General features: G+C 31.1%; 15 protein-coding genes. 8 read left to right on the forward strand and 7 right to left on the reverse strand.

The annotated features are described in order from the left end of the window. The first annotated feature begins 18 nt into the window (after positions 1-18). Positions 19-1,815: an SLC13 family permease gene (locus BUB82_RS00340; RefSeq protein ID WP_073190396.1), complete on the forward strand. Its 1,797-nt coding sequence runs from the start codon at positions 19-21 to the stop codon at positions 1,813-1,815. Between the two features lies 1 nt (position 1,816). Here the strand turns inward: BUB82_RS00340 and BUB82_RS00345 are convergent, their stop codons facing one another. Further along, complete coding sequence (locus tag BUB82_RS00345) at positions 1,817-2,620, reverse strand: PhzF family phenazine biosynthesis protein (protein WP_073190399.1); 804 nt, start codon at positions 2,618-2,620, stop codon at positions 1,817-1,819. A gap of 96 nt (positions 2,621-2,716) precedes the next feature. On the opposite strand from BUB82_RS00345, the gene ytxJ reads away from it, so the two are divergent. Further along, the gene (gene ytxJ, locus BUB82_RS00350) at positions 2,717-3,100 is read left to right on the forward strand and encodes a bacillithiol system redox-active protein YtxJ (RefSeq protein ID WP_073190402.1); all 384 of its coding nucleotides are present in this window, start codon (positions 2,717-2,719) and stop codon (positions 3,098-3,100) included. 45 nt (positions 3,101-3,145) lie between these two features. Here the strand turns inward: ytxJ and BUB82_RS00355 are convergent, their stop codons facing one another. After that, complete coding sequence (locus tag BUB82_RS00355; protein WP_073190405.1) at positions 3,146-6,184, reverse strand: T9SS type A sorting domain-containing protein; 3,039 nt, start codon at positions 6,182-6,184, stop codon at positions 3,146-3,148. Positions 6,185-6,299: 115 nt separating this feature from the next. After that, entirely contained in the window at positions 6,300-7,043 is a 744-nt protein-coding gene (locus tag BUB82_RS00360; RefSeq protein WP_073190408.1) for a DUF429 domain-containing protein, read from the reverse strand. A gap of 104 nt (positions 7,044-7,147) precedes the next feature. Between BUB82_RS00360 and BUB82_RS00365 the strand changes: the two genes are divergently transcribed. Genes BUB82_RS00365 through BUB82_RS00375 form a run of 3 tightly spaced genes read left to right on the forward strand, consistent with a single transcriptional unit; the run spans position 7,148 to position 12,061 of the window. Continuing rightward, positions 7,148-9,019: a DNA topoisomerase IV subunit B gene (locus BUB82_RS00365; RefSeq protein ID WP_073190413.1), complete on the forward strand. Its 1,872-nt coding sequence runs from the start codon at positions 7,148-7,150 to the stop codon at positions 9,017-9,019. After that, positions 9,006-9,482 carry a hypothetical protein gene (locus tag BUB82_RS00370; RefSeq protein ID WP_073190415.1) on the forward strand — a complete coding sequence of 159 codons (477 nt, stop codon included), beginning with the start codon at positions 9,006-9,008 and terminating at the stop codon, positions 9,480-9,482. The genes BUB82_RS00365 and BUB82_RS00370 overlap by 14 nt, the downstream gene beginning before the upstream one ends. A 14-nt stretch (positions 9,483-9,496) precedes the next feature. Beyond that, on the forward strand, positions 9,497-12,061 hold the full coding sequence (locus BUB82_RS00375) for a DNA gyrase/topoisomerase IV subunit A (RefSeq protein ID WP_073190418.1): 2,565 nt from the start codon (positions 9,497-9,499) through the stop codon (positions 12,059-12,061). Here BUB82_RS00375 and BUB82_RS00380 read toward each other — a convergent pair. Further along, complete coding sequence (locus tag BUB82_RS00380; RefSeq protein WP_073190421.1) at positions 12,053-12,436, reverse strand: DNA topoisomerase IV; 384 nt, start codon at positions 12,434-12,436, stop codon at positions 12,053-12,055. The genes BUB82_RS00375 and BUB82_RS00380 overlap by 9 nt on opposite strands. Positions 12,437-12,459: 23 nt before the next feature. Continuing rightward, positions 12,460-12,876 (reverse strand): helix-turn-helix domain-containing protein, encoded by a 417-nt coding sequence (locus BUB82_RS00385; RefSeq protein WP_073190423.1) that lies wholly within the window; start codon positions 12,874-12,876, stop codon positions 12,460-12,462. A 286-nt stretch (positions 12,877-13,162) separates the two neighbouring features. Between BUB82_RS00385 and BUB82_RS00390 the strand changes: the two genes are divergently transcribed. Continuing rightward, positions 13,163-14,344 (forward strand): M14 family zinc carboxypeptidase, encoded by a 1,182-nt coding sequence (locus BUB82_RS00390; protein WP_073190428.1) that lies wholly within the window; start codon positions 13,163-13,165, stop codon positions 14,342-14,344. A 77-nt stretch (positions 14,345-14,421) separates the two neighbouring features. After that, positions 14,422-14,901: an Lrp/AsnC family transcriptional regulator gene (locus BUB82_RS00395; protein ID WP_073190430.1), complete on the forward strand. Its 480-nt coding sequence runs from the start codon at positions 14,422-14,424 to the stop codon at positions 14,899-14,901. 74 nt (positions 14,902-14,975) lie between these two features. On the opposite strand, the gene hpf is transcribed toward BUB82_RS00395, so the two are convergent. Beyond that, positions 14,976-15,278 (reverse strand): ribosome hibernation-promoting factor, HPF/YfiA family, encoded by a 303-nt coding sequence (gene hpf, locus BUB82_RS00400; protein WP_073190433.1) that lies wholly within the window; start codon positions 15,276-15,278, stop codon positions 14,976-14,978. A gap of 145 nt (positions 15,279-15,423) precedes the next feature. Here hpf and BUB82_RS00405 point away from each other — a divergent pair, with 145 nt between their 5' ends. After that, positions 15,424-18,372, forward strand: coding sequence for an FAD-binding and (Fe-S)-binding domain-containing protein (locus tag BUB82_RS00405; protein WP_317041040.1), 2,949 nt, complete (start codon positions 15,424-15,426; stop codon positions 18,370-18,372). On the opposite strand, the gene BUB82_RS00410 is transcribed toward BUB82_RS00405, so the two are convergent. Beyond that, positions 18,358-19,146 carry a hypothetical protein gene (locus tag BUB82_RS00410; RefSeq protein ID WP_073190441.1) on the reverse strand — a complete coding sequence of 263 codons (789 nt, stop codon included), beginning with the start codon at positions 19,144-19,146 and terminating at the stop codon, positions 18,358-18,360. The genes BUB82_RS00405 and BUB82_RS00410 overlap by 15 nt on opposite strands.

The following is a 19,146-nucleotide window of genomic DNA, read 5'->3' on the forward strand; positions in this document are numbered from 1 at the left end:
GGTCAATTTAAATTAAATATGACTACTGCAGCAATTATTACCTTGGTTATTATAGGCTTGGCCGTTGTTTTATTTATAACTGAAATTATTTCGGTTGATTTAATTGCGATTTTAATCATGCTTGCTTTAGTTTTTAGTGGCGTTTTAACTCCAGAAGAAGGCATTTTAGGCTTTAGCAATAAAGCCACAATTACAGTAGCATTTATGTTTGTAATTAGTGCTGCATTATTAAAAACAGGTGCTTTACAATATTTAGCGCATCGTTTATCTAAAATATTTAGATACCAATTTGATGTTGGTATGTTATTAATGATGTTACTCATTGCTATTATTTCTGCCTTTGTTAATAACACACCAGTAGTTGCTGTTTTTATACCGGTGGTAATTCAAATTGCACACGAATCAGGTCAAAGTCCTTCTAAAATGCTAATTCCACTTTCATTCGCATCAATTTTTGGAGGTATGTGTACTTTAATTGGTACATCAACCAATATTCTAGTTAGTGGTATTTCAAAACAAGAAATTAGCTTAGAAATAGGAATTTTTGAAATGACACCTGTAGCTTTAGGTTTAGTCGTTGTTGGAATTATTTATATGCGATTTGTAGGAATAAAATTATTACCCAACAGAAGAAGCGATAAAAATTTAAGTGAAAAATTCAATTTAAATAAATATCTAACTGATGTAGAATTGCTTCAAGATTCAACTTCAGTAGGTCAACGTATCATGGATTCTGATTTAGTAAAGGATTTTGATATGGATATAATTGAAGTCAGTCGTGGTGAAACAAAATTCAATCTTCCACAAGGTGATTTCATTTTAAAGGCCAATGACATTTTGAAAGTTCGCTGCAATGTTGATAAAATCAAGTCTTTAAAAGATAAAACTAAATCAATTAAATTATCGCCCATCAAGATAGGTGATGATACTTTAAAAGAAACTGAATCGGCTTTAATTGAAATGGTAATAACTTCAGCAAGTAATATTCACGGTAAGACTTTAAAAGAAATAGATTTTAGACGTAAATATCGGGCAACGCCATTAGGTATTAAACATCGTGAAAATATAAAACATGACAATTTATATGATACTAAATTGTTGTCAGGCGATGTGATTTTAGCTGAAGTTAAAACGCACTACATTAAAGAATTAAAACGTATTGAAACTGAAGATGATACGCCATTTGTGCTTTTATCTGAAGACCATATAACTGATTTTAATCAAACTAAATTTTACACTGTTAGTGGTCTTGTATTATTGATGGTTATTCTTGCAAGTATTGGCCTTGTGGATATTATGATTGGTGCCATAAGTGTTGTAACACTATTAGTCATACTGAAGTTTTTAAGTATGAAAGAACTTTATAAGGCTATTAACTGGAAAATTGTATTCTTGCTTGCTGGAGCCATTAGTTTAGGCACAGCTATGCATAAAACAGGTTTAGACTTAAATATTGCAAATTTATTAACCGACAATTTAGGTCATTTAGGCCCAATAGCTTTAATTTCAGGTCTTTACTTAAGCACATCATTATTAACCGAATTAATGTCTAACAACGCCTCAGCAGCATTAATGGCTCCAATTGCCATAGCCACAGCTAATATTGGCGATTATCAAGTTATGCCTTTTCTCGTTGCTATTATGCTAGCGGCTTCTGGCACTTTTATGACGCCTATTGGTTACCAAACTAACACTATGGTTTACAGTGCTGGACAGTATAAGTTTATCGATTTTTTTAAAGTAGGTATTGGTCTAAATTTATTATTTTGGCTTGCAGCAAGCTTTTTAATTCCTTTGTTTTACGGCATGATTTGAATTAAAACATTAAATCACCTTTGATGACAGTTGTACAAGTTCCAAAAATTGAAATATTATTAGCATTAACCTGAGCAGTTATTGTGTTTGTCCTGCCAGAAAGTTGTTGAGAGATGAGTTCTTTTTTGTTTAAAACAGAGCTCCAGTAAGGTGCTAAAGTACATTGAGCTGAGCCTGTCACCGGATCTTCAAGTATACCTAAATCAGGAACAAAGCAACGATAAACAAAGTCATTTTGTGAATCTGACTTAGCTGTTAGGATTATCTGTCCATAGCCATTTGAAGTTAAAGTGTTAGCATTAACTTGTAAATTTTGTAAAGCAATTTCACTTTTACAAATAGCCATTTTCCAGTTGTTGTCACATGCGTAAAGTTCGGTTATAGGTAAATTTAAAATTTGAGATATTTCAGTATTGTTTGGAAGTTGTTGCAAGCTGTAGAGAGGAAAGTTTAATTTAACCAACTTGTTTTTAGGATTGTAATCAACGTGAAGTTGCAAATCAATAGTATTAAAAATAAGTTGATTTGTTTTTAAATTCAATTCATTAAACAAAACAAAGGCTGCTGAAAGTGTAGCATGACCACAAAGTGGCACTTCACAAGTAGGAGTGAAGAATCTGATTTTATATTTGTGAACACCCAATATTTGAACAAAAGCTGTTTCAGACAAGTTGATTTCACGGGCTATTTTTTGTAATAGATCATCACTTGGCCAATTATTATCAATCAAAATAACACCAGCTGGATTACCTTCAAATGCAGAATTTGTAAAGGCATCAATTTGATAAAATTTATAATTTGTCATTTGTGTTTTACTATTTATTAAATTTGACCTATTCTTTAACTAAGAATGAATTATTTTTAAAAACGATATTTTTAATATTTTAACAAAATTATGACTATGGGATTTTTTGATAAAATTTTTAAAACTGAAAAGAATCAAACGCTTAATAATCGTTTTGAAATTTTAAATCAAGAAAAAACTGTTTCAGATTTAATTGACGAATCTAAAAAGACATTTGTCCTTATATTTAAGCATTCGCCTCGATGTGGCATTAGCAGTATGGTTTTGAATCAATTTAAAAACCAAATTCCTAGTGATACGAAAGCTAAATTTTATTTATTAAATGTTATTCAAAATAGGGATTTCTCATCTCAACTGGCTAAAGATTTAAATGTTGTTCACGAATCACCACAGCTTATTGTACTTAAAGACGCCCAAGTTATAAATGAAAGCTCACATAGTGCCATAAATCGCCTAAATTTTGGTGATTTTGAATTATAAAAAAACCATCTTGATTAAGATGGTTTTTAAATATTATAAATTCATTTATTTCACGATTAATTTTGTTTTGTAGGTATAACCATTTGCTGAAACTTCAACAAAATAAATACCTGATTCTAAATTTTTAGAAGAAATTTTATTGTTGGTACCTATATTTTCTGAAATTAACTTTTGCCCTAAATTGTTATAAACTATAATGTTTGCTTCATCAACAAAACTTGGTAATGAAACCTTAAAAAATTCATTAACCACTGGATTAGGATATAGTTTTACGTTGTTAGAATTCAAAACTTCATTATTACTCAATGTAGTTTGTTCAAATCTAATATTAAATCGTGTACTTGATGTTGATGCGGAGACATTTGTATCAACTTCAAAATTAATTTGATTTACAGTGTTATTTTGTAGTTGATATTCTATTCCAGTATAATTATCAATCAAAAAGGCATGATGAGAGTTTAATTGTGATACTTCAATATTAAATTTATACTCTCCAGTTGTATAATTACCAATCCAAAAACCAAGAAGTTCATCTTCAGTTGGGTAATTACGTTTATCTATAGATAAGTAATTTTGATTATTATTGATTCCAATTGTTGTTCCAGAATTCCAGAATTTAAGCGCATCTTCATCGGTTACAGAAGAGCTGTAATTACTGTTAAATTCAAATTTAACGCCATCAACAATCTTGTTCAATGCTACACTATGTAAATTCATGCTAATTTTAGCAGTTTCGGAAGTAACTTCAGTGGTACTGAAAACTTCATTAGTTAGCGTATTTAAGTCTTTGTAAGATTCTTTAAAAACTAAAGTTGGGGCAGAAGTCGCATCACTACTTGTTTTCACAAAAACGGCTTGATTGGGCTGTAAATATCTGTAATTGTCTCCATTAGAATTATTATTTAAATTGCTCGGTGTAATTTCAACAGGAGACTCATTTAAATCGACAGTAACATAACCACCACGACTTCCTAAGTTTGGATTATACGCATAATAAAAATTCTTATCAAGGTTTGATGCTTCTTGCTTTAAAAGTGATTTAAAATCTACTTGAGCTTGATAAGGATTACCAATTAAACTATAAGAACCTGCTGATGCGTTAATCTTATCTGACACATCTACATCTCCAGAAACCAACTCTCCTGTCATTCTTAAAGTTGTTGGGTTACCCAAAGCGTTATTTGAAGAATAAATATTTGTACTTCGATCACCTCTAATTAATAAGCTATAAGCTTTACCAGCACTTAAGTTTGTTTGATTTGTATTGGGGATTTGAACCCAATTACTAGTATTAATATCCCAGCTAAACATAGAAGGATTACCAGTTAAAGTCGCATCAAAACCATTATTGCCATTTACACTACCTGTAATGTGAGTACCAAATCCAGGATTATTATTGATATTATTTTGATAATTATTTGAAGTGTTGTTTTGACCTTCTTGCCAGTTATCTCGTATTGAAGTAGTTGTGTTTACTGATGATGTAATATATCTAAAAGCTCTCTTTTGAGCGGGAATATATCGTTCAATTTTAACTTCACCTATAACTTGAAAAGTTGAAGGTGCAACTATAGCAGTATTAGCTTCATTAGATTTGAAAGTTAGTAAGTTTGTTTGAGGGTTTGAAGAATCATAATTAGTCATCAAGTTACCTTGATTCAAATCTAAAATTCCAAATAATTCAATCGATGAATTATTTAATGATATAGAATTTGGGTTATTTACAGATAAGTTATTTAATTTAATTTCTCCAGATAAAGCTACTGATTGCAATCTTTCACCTCCAACAAAATTTAAATTACCATCATTAAGTATTAAATCTCCCGAACCTAAAATATCACCACTAAGGCTTAAAGTATAATTCCCATTCGAATTAAAAGCAGCATTTTGGTGTATATTTAGATTAAATGCTTGTAAGTTACTAGATAAAGTTGGGTTGTTAGGTGTTTCAGGAATAATGGCATTAACTGTTAAAGATGGTAAACCATTAGACCAATTATTTGGATCGTTAGCATCACTTGAAACTGTGCCTTCCCAAATAGTCTTAGGCGTGCTACATTCATTGGCAATATTAACATTGCCAGATAAAATCCATTCATTATTAGGTTGGTCGTAAACCTGATTTAATGTTAAAGTGGCATTATTGTAAGCATTAACTTGCCCACCAGAACCAGCAGTATTTTCTATATTAATGTATTTGCAACCATCTGTGTAAGCTGCAATTTCGCCACTATTATAAATGGTTAGTTTATTGAAATTTGAATTGCCTTCTACTATTAATGAGCTTCCACCATTAATTTGAGTATTACCCAAAACAGAAACACCACCATTAAAAATTGCTTCTCCAGAAAACAAGTTTAGTTTACCATCGATATTCGTAAACAAGTCAAAAGTAATGTTAGAATTGTTTTGATTACTCACAAAATTATTACCAATGTAAGTTTGTCCAGAAATAATATTATTTGACGATATATTGGTGAATTTTTTTTCGAATTTGTTATTACCATTAAGAATGATATCTGTGGAACTTAAAACAAAATTTCCATTTACAATTACATTACCATCAGAATTTAAGAAGAATTGCTGATCAAATTCTGTATACTGATTAGCAATTTCAACTGATGCATCTACATTGTTGTTTAGTGTACCTTTATTAAATGAACTCCAAGAATTAATATTTAATTCAGCGCCTGAATAATTATTCAAGGTACCACCATTAAATGAAACCTTAATATTCATTAAACCATAGTTATTAATCAAAGTTTGATTTTTCAGTTCGATACTCTGACCAAAATTAAAAACACCATAATTAGAGATGGTAAAATTTTTAGAATTTGGCCAATTTAAACCGGCTGAATTAAAGGTTACATTTTCACCTATACATAATTCTGTTTTATTGTCAATATTCTCCCAATTCAAGTTGTATGTAAAATTGCCTTGAAAGCATACCGTTTTATTATTAGTATTGTTAGGGAATGATTGATTTGCACTTGTAATTACAAAATCACAATCACAGTTATTTTGTGCATTGACGGAAATTGATATAATTGTTAGAACTAAAAAAAAGAAGTAATTGAATCTCATTATTTTTTTTTGCAAAAATAACGCTCGACTCTAGTCTTTAATTCATATAATTGCTAATAGTTAACATTAATTGCCTTAAAAACAAGTTAAAACAGGCATTTACAGTTAAAGTTTGTTAATCAGAAAAGTTTAAAATTGATAGACTAATATTTTGGGAATCAAATTTTTGATCAGTTGATATAAATCTAATTTCTTTAACTTTTTCTAAACAGCAAATTATGGCAAGTGTATCAAGAATATCATTTTGTTTTAAAATTTTTCTAGGATAATTAGATTTTAGACTTTGAAATATTTCAAAGTATTCATGATTAATTTGAGAAATTAAACTTAAGCGTTCTTCAGCACCTTCAACCGTAGATTTTTTACTCAAAACAGTATTGCCGTTATTTAAATATTTGAAACATAATTCAGGATGTACTTCATAGTATTCACAGTTAAATTTATTCGATAAAATTAATTGATCAACCTCTTTTATTTTGGGACCAATATTATAAGCTTGAATTGATAATCCTTTACCTGTAATTTCCTTATTAGATTGATTTGCTTCACGATAAGTAATCTTTTTTAAAGCTTCACGACAAGGTGGTGTAAAAACACTTGATGTCTTACCTTTTAGCTTTTGCCGTAACTTTTGGTCTAATGTTCTCTTAAAATTAGCCGAACTTAATCCTATAGGAATATCAATAAAAACAAATTCTATTTCAGGATGTTTTTTCAAGAAATTTTCTAGCTTATCAATAACTTCATAAATAAGTTGACCATTAATTTTACCGATAATGCACCAACCACCTTTACAACCATCAACTGTTATAAAATTTATTTTATCGGTCTGAAAATTCTGTCTATCTTTTAATTTCAAGGCTTATTGTATTAAATTCGTTTAAAAATTTTATTTTAGCGGTAATTAATTTATTTTCCTCATAAGATTGATGAATTAAAATTCAATTTACCACGATTTTAACAATGGCTAAAGAAACAAAATATACCGAAGATAATATTAAGTCTTTAGACTGGAAAGCACATATTAGAATGCGTCCAGGAATGTATATTGGTAAACTTGGTGATGGTTCTAGCGCAGATGATGGTATTTATATTTTGCTAAAGGAAGTCCTTGACAACTCTATCGATGAATTTGTAATGGGCTCAGGCAAAACTATTGAAGTTTCCATTCAAGGTTCACGTGTCATTGTTCGTGATTATGGTCGAGGCATTCCGTTAGGTAAAGTGGTAGATGTTGTTTCAAAAATGAATACTGGCGGAAAATATGATACAAATGCTTTTAAAAAGTCAGTTGGACTTAATGGCGTTGGTACTAAAGCCGTTAACGCCTTGTCATCATTTTTTAGGGTCGAATCTACTCGAGATGGTAATTCAGTCTCTGCGGAATTTGAACAAGGTGAATTAATTAATACCGAAGAACTTACCGAAACTTCTAGAAGGCGCGGAACAAAAGTTAGCTTTATTCCAGATGAAGCCATTTTCAAAAGCTTCAATTACAGAAAAGAATATATTGAAAAGATGCTTAAAAACTATGTGTATTTAAACCCTGGTTTAAGCATTATTTTTAATGGTGAGAAATTTTATTCAGAAGAAGGTTTAAAAGATTTACTAGGCGATCGCATTGCTGAAAAAGACCGCTTATTTGATATTATTCACCTTAAAGGAAACGATATTGAAGTAGCCTTAACTTTTAGTAAAGCTCAGTACAGCGAAGAATATCATTCCTTTGTAAATGGTCAGCATACCACACAAGGTGGTACACATCAGTCGGCTTTTAGAGAAGCAATAGTTAAAACAGTTCGTGAATTTTACGGTAAAAATTTTGACCCAAGTGATGTAAGAAAATCTATTGTTTCAGCAATTAGTATAAAGGTCATGGAACCAGTGTTTGAAAGTCAAACCAAAACAAAGCTGGGTTCTACCGATATGGGAGGAAATTTGCCAACGGTAAGAACTTATATCGTAGATTTTGTAAAAACTAAACTCGATAATTATCTGCATAAACACACAGATACTGCAGATAAATTACATCGGAAAATCCTTCAAGCCGAAAAAGAGCGCAAAGACTTATCTGGTATCAGGAAATTAGCAAAAGAACGCGCAAAAAAAGCAAGCCTTCATAATAAAAAATTACGCGACTGCAGAATTCACCTTACTGATACTAAAAAAGAAAACTACTTAGACACTACTTTATTTATAACTGAAGGCGACTCGGCTAGTGGAAGCATCACTAAATCAAGAAACGTAAACACACAAGCCGTTTTTAGTTTAAAAGGAAAGCCTTTAAATTCGTACGGTTTAAGTAAAAAAATTGTTTACGAGAATGAAGAATTTAATTTACTTCAAGCCGCTTTAAATATTGAAGATTCTCTAGAAGATTTACGATACAATAACATTGTAATTGCAACCGATGCCGATGTAGATGGTATGCATATTCGGCTTCTAATTATCACGTTTTTCCTTCAATTTTTCCCTGAATTAATTAAAGAAGGCCATTTATATATTTTACAAACGCCTTTATTTAGGGTTAGAAACAAAAAAGAAACCATTTATTGTTACTCTGAAAATGAACGTAAAGAAGCCATCAAAAAATTAAGTGGTAGTCCTGAAATTACACGTTTTAAGGGTTTAGGTGAAATCTCTCCAGATGAGTTTGTCCATTTTATTGGTGATGATATTCGCTTAGATCCAGTTATGCTTGAAAAAGATCAGAGTATAGACGACTTATTAAAATTTTATATGGGTAAAAACACACCTGATCGTCAAAATTTTATTATCGACAACCTCAGAGTTGAAATCGATTTACTTGAAGAAATCGCCTATGAGACTAACTAATTACCGTGCTACTAAATTTTTACCCGGAATTTATTTTTTTACAATTGTTATCGGCATTGTTGCCTTTTTCTTGTATCAACTCATGGGAAAACAGTTTTTACCATCCATTAAGTACCTTTATGCTTTAGAATTTCTTGTTTTTATGGCATTAATTTATACTTATATTAATGGCAAATATCTTGAGTTTGATAGTGAAGGTGCTCTAATCGGAATATATACTAGAGGCGTCATATTTTCTGAAGTTGTTAATTACCGAGATAAGCGCTTCGATTTAAAGCGTGAGCACGTAGTTAAATATTCTATTTTAAATTTATTCTTTTACAAAAGACTAACAATCTATTACAAGTCATCAACAAGAAAGCAAAAAATAAAAATAAATATTACCTTATTAAGTCCGCGTAAAACAAGATATTTAAGAAAATCATTATCTAAACTTGTCAGACAAAATTCAAAATCAAAATAAATCTAATTTAAATCATGAGTGATATTCCTGAAATAACCAATAATAATGATTCTATTAAGATTAATGGGATGTACCAAGATTGGTTTTTAGATTATGCCTCTTATGTTATTTTAGAACGTGCAGTCCCATCAGTTGTTGACGGTTTTAAACCAGTTCATCGACGCATTTTACATGCGATGAAAGATCTTGATGATGGTCGCTACAATAAAGTAGCTAATATTGTCGGGCATACTATGCAGTATCATCCGCATGGCGATGCTAGTATTTCAGATGCGATTGTACAAATTGGCCAAAAAGATTTATTAATTGATACCCAAGGAAACTGGGGAAATATCTTGACAGGTGATAGCGCAGCAGCTTCTCGATATATAGAAGCACGTTTAACCAAATTTGCGCTTGAAGTTGTTTTTAACCCAAAAACAACCGAATGGCAACTATCTTATGATGGTCGAAAAAAAGAACCCGTTAATTTACCCGTTAAATTTCCGATGGTACTTGCGCAAGGTGCTGAAGGTATTGCCGTTGGTTTAAGTACAAAAATTTTACCTCATAATTTTAATGAACTCATAGAGGCTTCAATTAAGCATTTAGAAGGTAAAAAGTTTAAACTCTTTCCCGATTTTCCAACCGCTGGCATCATTGATGTAAGTGCCTATAATGATGGTTTACGTGGTGGAAAGGTAAGAATAAGAGCTAAAATTTCAGCAAGAGATAAAAATACGCTTGTCATTTCTGAAATTCCATATAGTACCAATACCACCAGTTTAATAGAGTCAATTTTAAAGGCAAACGACAAAGGAAAAATTAAAATAAAAAAAATTGAAGATAACACCTCGTCTTCAGTTGAAATACTTGTGCATATTCCATCTTCAATTTCACCAGATAAAACCATAGATGCACTTTATGCGTTTACCAATTGTGAAGTGTCAATTTCACCATTAAGTTGTGTAATTACAGATGATAAGCCTCATTTTTTAGGCGTTAGTGAATTATTAAAAATTAGCACTAATCACACCGTTGATTTGTTGAAAGCCGAACTAGAAATTAAACTTTCTGAGCTTGAAAATCAATGGCATTTTTTATCATTAGAAAAAATCTTTATAGAAAATCGTATTTATAGAGATATAGAAGAAGAAGAGACTTGGGAAGGCGTTATTCAGGCAATCGACCGAGGACTGAAGCCTTTCATAAAACATTTGAAGCGACAAGTCACAGAAGACGATATTACGCGATTAACTGAAATTAAAATCAAGCGTATTTCTAAATTCGATTTAGATAAAGCTCAACAAAAAATTGAAGCACTTGAAGGTGAAATAGAACAAGTTAAATATAACTTAGCAAACCTAATAACATTTGCTATTGATTATTTTAAAAACCTAAAATCTAAATACGGCAAAGGTCGCGAACGTCAATCTGAAATTAGATTGTTTGAAGATATAGAAGCCTCTAAAGTTGTTATTAGAAATACCAAACTTTACGTTAATCGCAAAGAAGGTTTTATCGGGACATCGCTCAAAAAAGAAGAATATGTAACCGATTGTAGCGACATTGATGACATCATTTGCTTTACTGAAAGTGGTTTAATGATGGTAACAAAAGTTGATACAAAAACCTTTATCGGTAAAAATATCATCTATACCAATATTTTTAAGCGTAAAGACAAACGTACCATTTATAATATCATTTATCGTGATGGAAAAACAGGACATAATTTTATGAAGCGTTTCTCAGTCACTTCAATTACACGTGATCGCGCCTATGATATTACACAAGGAAAAGCAGGATCTAAAGTGCTTTATTTTAGTGCTAATCCTAATGGAGAAGCTGAAGTTGTTAATATTCAATTAAGACAAAAAAAAGGACTCAAAAAATTAAAATTTGATCTCGATTTTAAAGATTTAGCTATTAAAGGTCGAGGCGTAAAAGGTAATATAGTTACTAAACTTCCTATCAAACGTGCTGAGCTTAAAGAAGAAGGTGTATCCACTTTAAAACCTCGTAAAATATGGTTTGACGATACAGTTAGGCGTTTAAATACAGATGAACGTGGCGAACTTCTAGGTGCATTTAAAGGTAATGACCGCCTTTTAATTGTTCGTCAAAACGGAATTGTGAAAACAATCATACCAGAAATAACAACACATTTTGAAAATGATGTTATTGTCCTTGAAAAATGGCAACCCAAAAAACCGATAAGCGTTATTTATTGGGAAGGCGAAAAGCAACGTTACTATCTCAAGCGCTTTTTGATTGAACAAACCGATAAAGAAGAACAGGTGATTACAGATCATCCCGATTCTCAATTAGAATTAATCAGCACCGACTATCGGCCACAAATAGAAATTGAGTTTATAAAACAGAAAGGCAAAGATCGTAAACCTAATCAAATAATTAATGCTGAAGAGTTTATAGCTATCAAAGGGATAAAGGCTCAAGGTAATCAATTAACAGCAGATAAAGTCAAACAAATCAATGCATTAGAGCCACTAAAGCACGAATTAGATGATATGGAGAGCAAAGATTTTAATGATGAATCAGAAAACAATTCTTCTCATGAGTCACAAGTTAGCTTATTTTAACTCACTTATTTTAGTGACTTGTCCTTCCTGGGTCTTAGTTTCTCCAACTATATTATAAGAAAATTTATAAGTGTTCTCTTTTGTGGTTAAAATTCGCATTTGTATGGGCTTTTTTTCAGACCTGTTTTTAGGGTTTTTGGAAGTCAAAATATATTGACAATCATTAACCCACCGAATATATGCCGTATCACGCTTATTTTTATAGAGCTCTATTTCGATGCTATCATTCCTAATAAATTGGGTCGTTTCTAACTCGCCATTGACAAGTGTTTTAAATTCAAATACGCCCGTTTTAAATTTATGACAATTACGTTCAGATTGGTAACACGAGCTTAAAGTTACACTCAGTAATACTAAACAAATAAAGTTTTTCATCGAATTAATTTTCTACAAAAATATTAATTGCTCTGTTCAAAAGAATCAAACGTACCATCATTATAACAAATTATTACCGTTTTAATTATTTTATCGGGTTTAGTAGCAAGTTTTGAGTATGTAGAAGGAATATTTTGACTAATATTTTCAGATTGTTTTTGAGATGGAGTAGTAGCTGTTTTCTTGCTTTCTTCAGATTCATTTTGAGTTGAAGTTGATGGAAATTCACCTTTACCATTTAGTAACCAATATAATTCTACATCAGTAAATTCATTAACAACCTTCATCACAAAATCTAAACTAGGTTTGTTTCTACCAGAGAGAATATGTGAAATTGAAGCACGACCTACATCAATTCTATCAGCAAAACTTGACGCGTTGAGATCATAAACTTCCATAATACGTTGTATACGTTTGGAAAAATCAGCGCTGTTTACCATTGTATAAAAGTTTGTTTAATATTGTAAATATGCAAATGTAAACAATAAATCTAAATTAGAAAAAAGTCTTAAATCAATTAATTTATAATTAAACAAAAGCTTCATTAAAATATTTTAAATAACTGGAAATAAATAATTTATCTAAAAATAGATCGCTGTTAACATTTAGTAAACATTAATCTAAGTTAAACTCAATTCAGTAAGTCTTAAAAATTTACAATTGTGAAAAAATCAAAACTTGTTATGGTTTACTTGTGTAAACTTTTCTTTTTTTACTTTTGTAAACATGACATTACCTTTATACTTTTACAAGACCTTATTTCGTAATTATAATCAGTTTAAATGTGATCAGCTTTATGGTCGATTGTTACTTGAGGATAAAGTTCATACGCTAAATCATAAATTATCTCACCATTTATCAATTAAGAATGAAGGCAATTCTGTTGAGTCAAGAATTATAACATCTTTCAATTTAGGAAATGGACCTATCAAGATATTGGTTTGGTCGCAAATGCATGGTAACGAATCTACTTCAACCAAAGCGATTTATGATTTTTTGAATTGGGTTACATTAAACTCGAATGTTTCAAATCAAAACCTTACCGATTTACTTCAAAAAGTTACGCTTAAAATAATTCCTATTTTAAATCCAGATGCTGCGTTTAAATACACGCGATTTAACGCCAATAATGTCGACTTAAATAGAGATGCTAAACTGCAATCACAACCTGAGACTAAAGTTTTGTTCTCTATTGTTGAGTCATTTCAACCAGATTTATGTTTAAATATGCATGGGCAGCGTACTATTTTTAGTGCTGGTCAAAAACCTGTTCCGGCTACATTATCATTTTTATCGGCTTCTTCTACCAAAGATCGCCGCATTAGTGAGGTTAGGTTAAAATCAATGGCTATCATTAATCAAATGAATGCTATGCTACAAAATTTTATTCCGCAGCATGTTGGTCGTTACAATGATGGATTTAATATCAATTGTACAGGAGACTATTTACATTCGGTCGGTATTCCGACGGTCTTATTTGAATCAGGCCATTATACCAACGATTATGAAAGAGAGGTTGTCAGAAAATATACTTTTTTAAGCCTATTTAAGGCTATAGAGTTTGCCACTAATTTTGGGGAAATAAATATTGATGAGTCTGTTGAAAGAAATTATAATGAAATTCCAGAAAACCAAGAATTGTTTGTAGATGTAATTGTTGAAAATTTACAAATTAATCAAGAAGTAAAGCGTGTTGGCATTAAATATGAAGAATCTCCTGAAGGCAGTTACGTCGTTTTTAAACCTTTAGTGGTTGAAATAGCAGATAAGTCTTCGTTTTACGGTCATACTATAATTGATGCAAGTAGGACTTTAAATCATTTTAAATTTAAAGATTTAAAAGTTGGTGATGAGTTTCCTGAGCTTAAGATTAACGAAAACGTTTTCGTGAAAAAATTTAAAATTTAATTCAAAATCTCAATTTTTATTACATTTTATTCATTAATTTTGCTTTTTAATTCATTAATGTTTAAAAAATACTCAAAATGGCTCGATTTAAATTAGACGATACAGATCATCAAATTTTAAATATGTTAATTGAAAATACTAGAACACCATTTACTGATATAGCTAAAAAGTTAGATATATCAGCTGGTACTGTTCATGTACGTGTGAGAAAAATGGAAGAGGCTCAAATTATTCAAGGGTCTTCTTTAACCTTAAACTACAAGTCTTTAGGTTATACATTTATAGCTTATGTTGGTATTTTTTTAGAAAAGACCTCACAAACACAATTTGTTTTAAACCGTCTTGAGGATATTCCTAATATTACCGTTGCTCACGTTACTACTGGGAAATTTAATTTATTTTGCAAAATAAGAGCTAGAAATACAGAGCATGCTAAAAATATTATTTTCAAAATTGATGATATTGATGGTGTAAGCCGAACCGAAACTATGATTTCATTAGAAGAAAGTTTAAACGATAAAACACGTTTGATGCGTTCTATTTTTCAAGAAATATAGTTTTTGTAATTGTGAAAAAAAAGAAAGCCTCGATTGATCGAGGCTTTTTGCTATATTAAAAATGATAATCACTATTAGCGGGTAGTCATTTTTTCTTTCTTCTTTTGAAGTTGTCTTCTAAGTTCGGAGCTGGTTTCGCTAATTGCTGCTTCAAAATTTTTAGCACTTGTTGAAGCAAATAAGTTTTGACCTGGTGCACTTAGCTTAATTTCGCAAATCATACCTGAATCTGGTTCAGATGTATTTTCTTTTTTAAAGAAAACTTCAGCTCTAACTATCCAGTCATATCGATCTTTTAATTTATTTAAGTGGTTGTTGGTAAACGCTTCTAGTCGTTCGCTTGCAGTAACATGCACATAATTAAAATTTACGTCCATAGGTTTGTTTTTTAAAGATTAACATTCATTCAAATTTCTTGAAAATTACCTCAATTATCTATGATATTCATCAGTTCAAATCAAAGTAATTTCAATTTATTTATAATATAAATATAAGCTTTTAGACTAAATTAAACCTCTAAATTTGAATATATTTGATAAAATTATAAGCTTGTTTGAATCTTATTCATTTTCAGAACTTAAGCTCAAAGGACAACTCTTTACAGATCGTTTGCATAAACATTTATATGCTACTGATGCGTCAGTTTATCGTGAAATTCCTCAAGCGATTGCCTATCCTAAAGACTCAAGCGATGTAATTAAGCTTATTAACTTTGCAAAAACTAAGCATACAAATTTAATATTTAGGACTGCAGGAACATCGTTGGCAGGACAATGTGTAGGAAATGGTATTATAGTTGATGTAAGTAAGTATTTTACTAAAATAATCGATTTTAATGAAAAGAAGAAGACAATTACGGTTCAGCCTGGCGTTATTCGAGATGACTTAAATGCTTTTTTAAGACCTTACAATTTACAATTTGGACCAAATACTTCAACCTCTAACCGTTGTATGATTGGTGGAATGGTAGGAAATAATTCTAGTGGAACCACTTCAATTAAGTATGGTGTAACAAGAGATAAAGTTGAAGCTTTAAGTTGTATTCTTGATGATGGTAGTCGTATTGAATTGAAATCACTAACTAAGCATCAGTTTCAAGAAAAGCTGAAGTTAAACTCACGAGAAGGTGACTTGTATCGCCGCATTCATCAACTTTTGAGCAATGAAAGCCTTCAAAAAGCAGTTAAGGATAATTTTCCAAAACCTGAAATTCATAGGCGAAACACGGGTTATGCATTAGATGCATTACTAGAAACCGAACTTTATTCAGAATCTAGTCAACAATTTAATTTAGCTAAGCTCATTTGTGGTAGCGAAGGAACTCTAGCTTTTATTGAATCAATTACACTAAATTTAGATCAGCTTCCGCCAAAACATTCGGTCATGATTGTTGCGCATTTTAATACAATTACAGATTGTTTAAATTCGGTAAAACCTGTCATGGAGCTACCTTTATATACTTGCGAAATGATGGATAAAACCATTCTTGATTGTACAAAATCTAGCTTAAAATATAAAGACTATCGCTTTTTCTTGAAAGGTGATCCTAAAGCTATATTAATGTTGGAACTTCGCTCAGACACTTTAGAAAGGCTGAAGCAATTAGAGTTAGAGCTATTTGAAATTTTAAAAACTAAAACTAACTCTTATTATAATAGTCTTATCAATGAAGCGTCTATTTTTAAAGTACTTGAATTAAGAAAGGCTGGTTTAGGTTTATTGGCTAATATCTCAAAGGATACAAAAGCAGTAGCTTGCATTGAAGATACAGCGGTTAGCTTAGAGGATTTTGCTCAATATATGGCTGATTTTGAATCGATTATGAAAAGATTTAAACAATCTGCTGTTTATTATGCTCATGCAGGTGCTGGCGAGCTACATTTACGTCCAAGGCTTAATTTAAAAACAAGTCAAGGCGTGGCTGACTTTAAAGCAATTACTCATGAAGTAGCACATTTAGTTAAAGCTTATAAAGGTTCATTTAGCGGTGAGCACGGCGATGGTATTGTAAGGTCTAATTTTACTGAGTTATTAGTTGGCGATGTTTGTTATCTGGCTTTTAACAGTCTGAAGACAATTTTTGATTCTGATCAAGTTTTTAATCCTGGAAAAATTGTCAACCCAAAACCTATTGATAAAAACTTAAGGTATAAAACAGAACGAACGGAACCAGATTTTGATACTATTTTAGATTTTTCTCCTGAAGGCGGCATTTTAAAAGCAGCTGAAAATTGTAACGGTAGTGGCGATTGTCGTGTAAGCACACAGGCTAATCAAGCCATGTGTCCCAGCTATCAAGCAACCACAAATGAGAAAGATACAACAAGAGCTCGCGCCAATGCTTTGCGAGAATTTTTAACGCATCCAACACCATCAAAAAACGCTTTTAATCAAACAGAACTTAAACAAGTGTTTGATTTGTGTGTGTCTTGCAAAGCTTGTAAGAAAGAATGTCCGAGTAATGTTGATGTGGCAAGTTTTAAGGCTGAATTTTTACAGCATTATTATAAGAGCAATTCTAGACCATTAGCCGATTATTTGTTGGCAAACCTATCCTTGGTTTATAAATATCTACCACCAACATTTTACAATGCTATAGTTAAAAATAAATACTTGTCATTAGGTTTAAAGTCTATATCTAAAATACATGTTAAAAGGAATTTACCAGAGTTATCTAAACAATCGCTTCATACAATAATTAAAAATAAATCTAATACATTTTCATCAAAAAAGACAACACAAAAAACGGTTTACTTGTTTATAGATGAGTTCACTAATTTTATAGATGCTTCAATTGGTGAAGATGCTATAAATTTACTACGTAAATTAAATTACGATGTAAAGTTTGTACAACAACTTGAAAGTGGTCGCGCTTTAATTTCAAAAGGATTTTTAAATCGTGCTCAAAAGATAGCCAAATCTAATGTTAAGTTGTTAAGCGAGATAATTTCAGCTGAAACGCCATTAATAGGAATCGAACCATCAGCCATACTTAGCTTTAGAGACGAATATCTAAGATTAAATCATCATAATCAAGCTTCAACTGAGTTAGCTAAACATACTTATTTGATTGAAGAGTTTATAGCAAACGAATTTAAACTTGGTCATATTAAGTCGTCTCAATTTACTTCAAATTCTTTAAGACTTAAAATCCACACGCATTGCCATCAAAAAGCGCTTTCAAACTCAAAATTTACTTTTGATGTGCTTAATATCCCTAAGAATTATCAACCAACACTTATCACATCAGGTTGTTGCGGTATGGCTGGAAGTTTCGGATACGAAAAAGAACATTTCCAGGTTAGTCAAGCAATGGGCGAATTATTTTTGTTTCCAAGCATTCGAAAAACATCAACAAACACTATAATTGTTGCTAATGGTACAAGTTGTCGCCACCAAATTAAAGATGCTTTACAGCGAACTGCAAAGCATCCTGTAAGTGTTTTATATGAAGCTTTAATCGATTGTTAAGCTAAAATCAATTAATTCTTGAGAAGATGTGCTAGAAACATCTGGTAAATTAATTTGTGGCAAATCTTCAAATAATAATTCTGTTGCCACATCACTTCTAATTAAACCAATGTTGGGTGCAAAATAATTGGTTGCCGTAACAACATCTTGTTGCTGTAAAACAGTGACATTAATTAAACCTAAATCGGCTTGAATATCAGCATTAATAATAATTTCACTTTGATAGACGTTTTGGTAAGTTTCGTTATTAACCGTAAGTTCTCCTATATTGCCACCGTTGATAATGTTTATGCTGTAATTTATATTAAGTGGAACACCTTGAATTTCTTGAGTAATCGTGTTAGACTGATTGTAAACTGTAGCGCCAGCTTGAGCAGATTGATCGTATATTGTAGCGTTGTTGAGTTCAAAATTTAAAGAAGGTAGTTCTGGCGTGGCTTCAAAATTATAATCGCCTGTAAAAACAAGTTGCGCATTATCATTGGTTTTGTAAAGTTCACCTGAAGTTAAAATTGAAGTTACCAAACCAGGTTGCTCAACATTAGTTTGTGTAAATGAAAAATGGTCTTCATTGTTAATTGTTTCAATGCCGCTAACTTCTAAGGTTTCAGAACCGGAGTTTGTATTGCCTCCTTGAGTTATAGTATTGTTGTAAGTCCATGAATTTCCTACACTTAGGTCGAAATAATTATCGGCTTGAAGTGTGTTGTCATCTTCAGACTCACATGAAAAGAATAGAGTAGTTGTTAGTAATAAAAGAATGTACTGTCGCAT

The organism is Psychroflexus salarius (assembly GCF_900129035.1).
GTDB classification, from domain to species: Bacteria; Bacteroidota; Bacteroidia; order Flavobacteriales; family Flavobacteriaceae; genus Psychroflexus; species Psychroflexus salarius.

Excerpts from the sequence above, each read along its gene's own strand:
- BUB82_RS00340 (WP_073190396.1), top strand. The coding sequence starts at position 19 with ATGACTACTGCAGCAATTATTACCTTGGTTATTATAGGCTTGGCCGTT.
- BUB82_RS00410 (WP_073190441.1), bottom strand. The coding sequence starts at position 19,146 with ATGCGACAGTACATTCTTTTATTACTAACAACTACTCTATTCTTTTCA.
- BUB82_RS00345 (WP_073190399.1), bottom strand. The coding sequence starts at position 2,620 with ATGACAAATTATAAATTTTATCAAATTGATGCCTTTACAAATTCTGCA.
- BUB82_RS00395 (WP_073190430.1), top strand. The coding sequence starts at position 14,422 with ATGGCTCGATTTAAATTAGACGATACAGATCATCAAATTTTAAATATG.
- BUB82_RS00390 (WP_073190428.1), top strand. The coding sequence starts at position 13,163 with ATGACATTACCTTTATACTTTTACAAGACCTTATTTCGTAATTATAAT.
- ytxJ (WP_073190402.1), top strand. The coding sequence starts at position 2,717 with ATGGGATTTTTTGATAAAATTTTTAAAACTGAAAAGAATCAAACGCTT.
- BUB82_RS00365 (WP_073190413.1), top strand. The coding sequence starts at position 7,148 with ATGGCTAAAGAAACAAAATATACCGAAGATAATATTAAGTCTTTAGAC.
- BUB82_RS00385 (WP_073190423.1), bottom strand. The coding sequence starts at position 12,876 with ATGGTAAACAGCGCTGATTTTTCCAAACGTATACAACGTATTATGGAA.
- BUB82_RS00370 (WP_073190415.1), top strand. The coding sequence starts at position 9,006 with ATGAGACTAACTAATTACCGTGCTACTAAATTTTTACCCGGAATTTAT.
- BUB82_RS00375 (WP_073190418.1), top strand. The coding sequence starts at position 9,497 with ATGAGTGATATTCCTGAAATAACCAATAATAATGATTCTATTAAGATT.
- BUB82_RS00355 (WP_073190405.1), bottom strand. The coding sequence starts at position 6,184 with ATGAGATTCAATTACTTCTTTTTTTTAGTTCTAACAATTATATCAATT.
- hpf (WP_073190433.1), bottom strand. The coding sequence starts at position 15,278 with ATGGACGTAAATTTTAATTATGTGCATGTTACTGCAAGCGAACGACTA.
- BUB82_RS00380 (WP_073190421.1), bottom strand. The coding sequence starts at position 12,436 with ATGAAAAACTTTATTTGTTTAGTATTACTGAGTGTAACTTTAAGCTCG.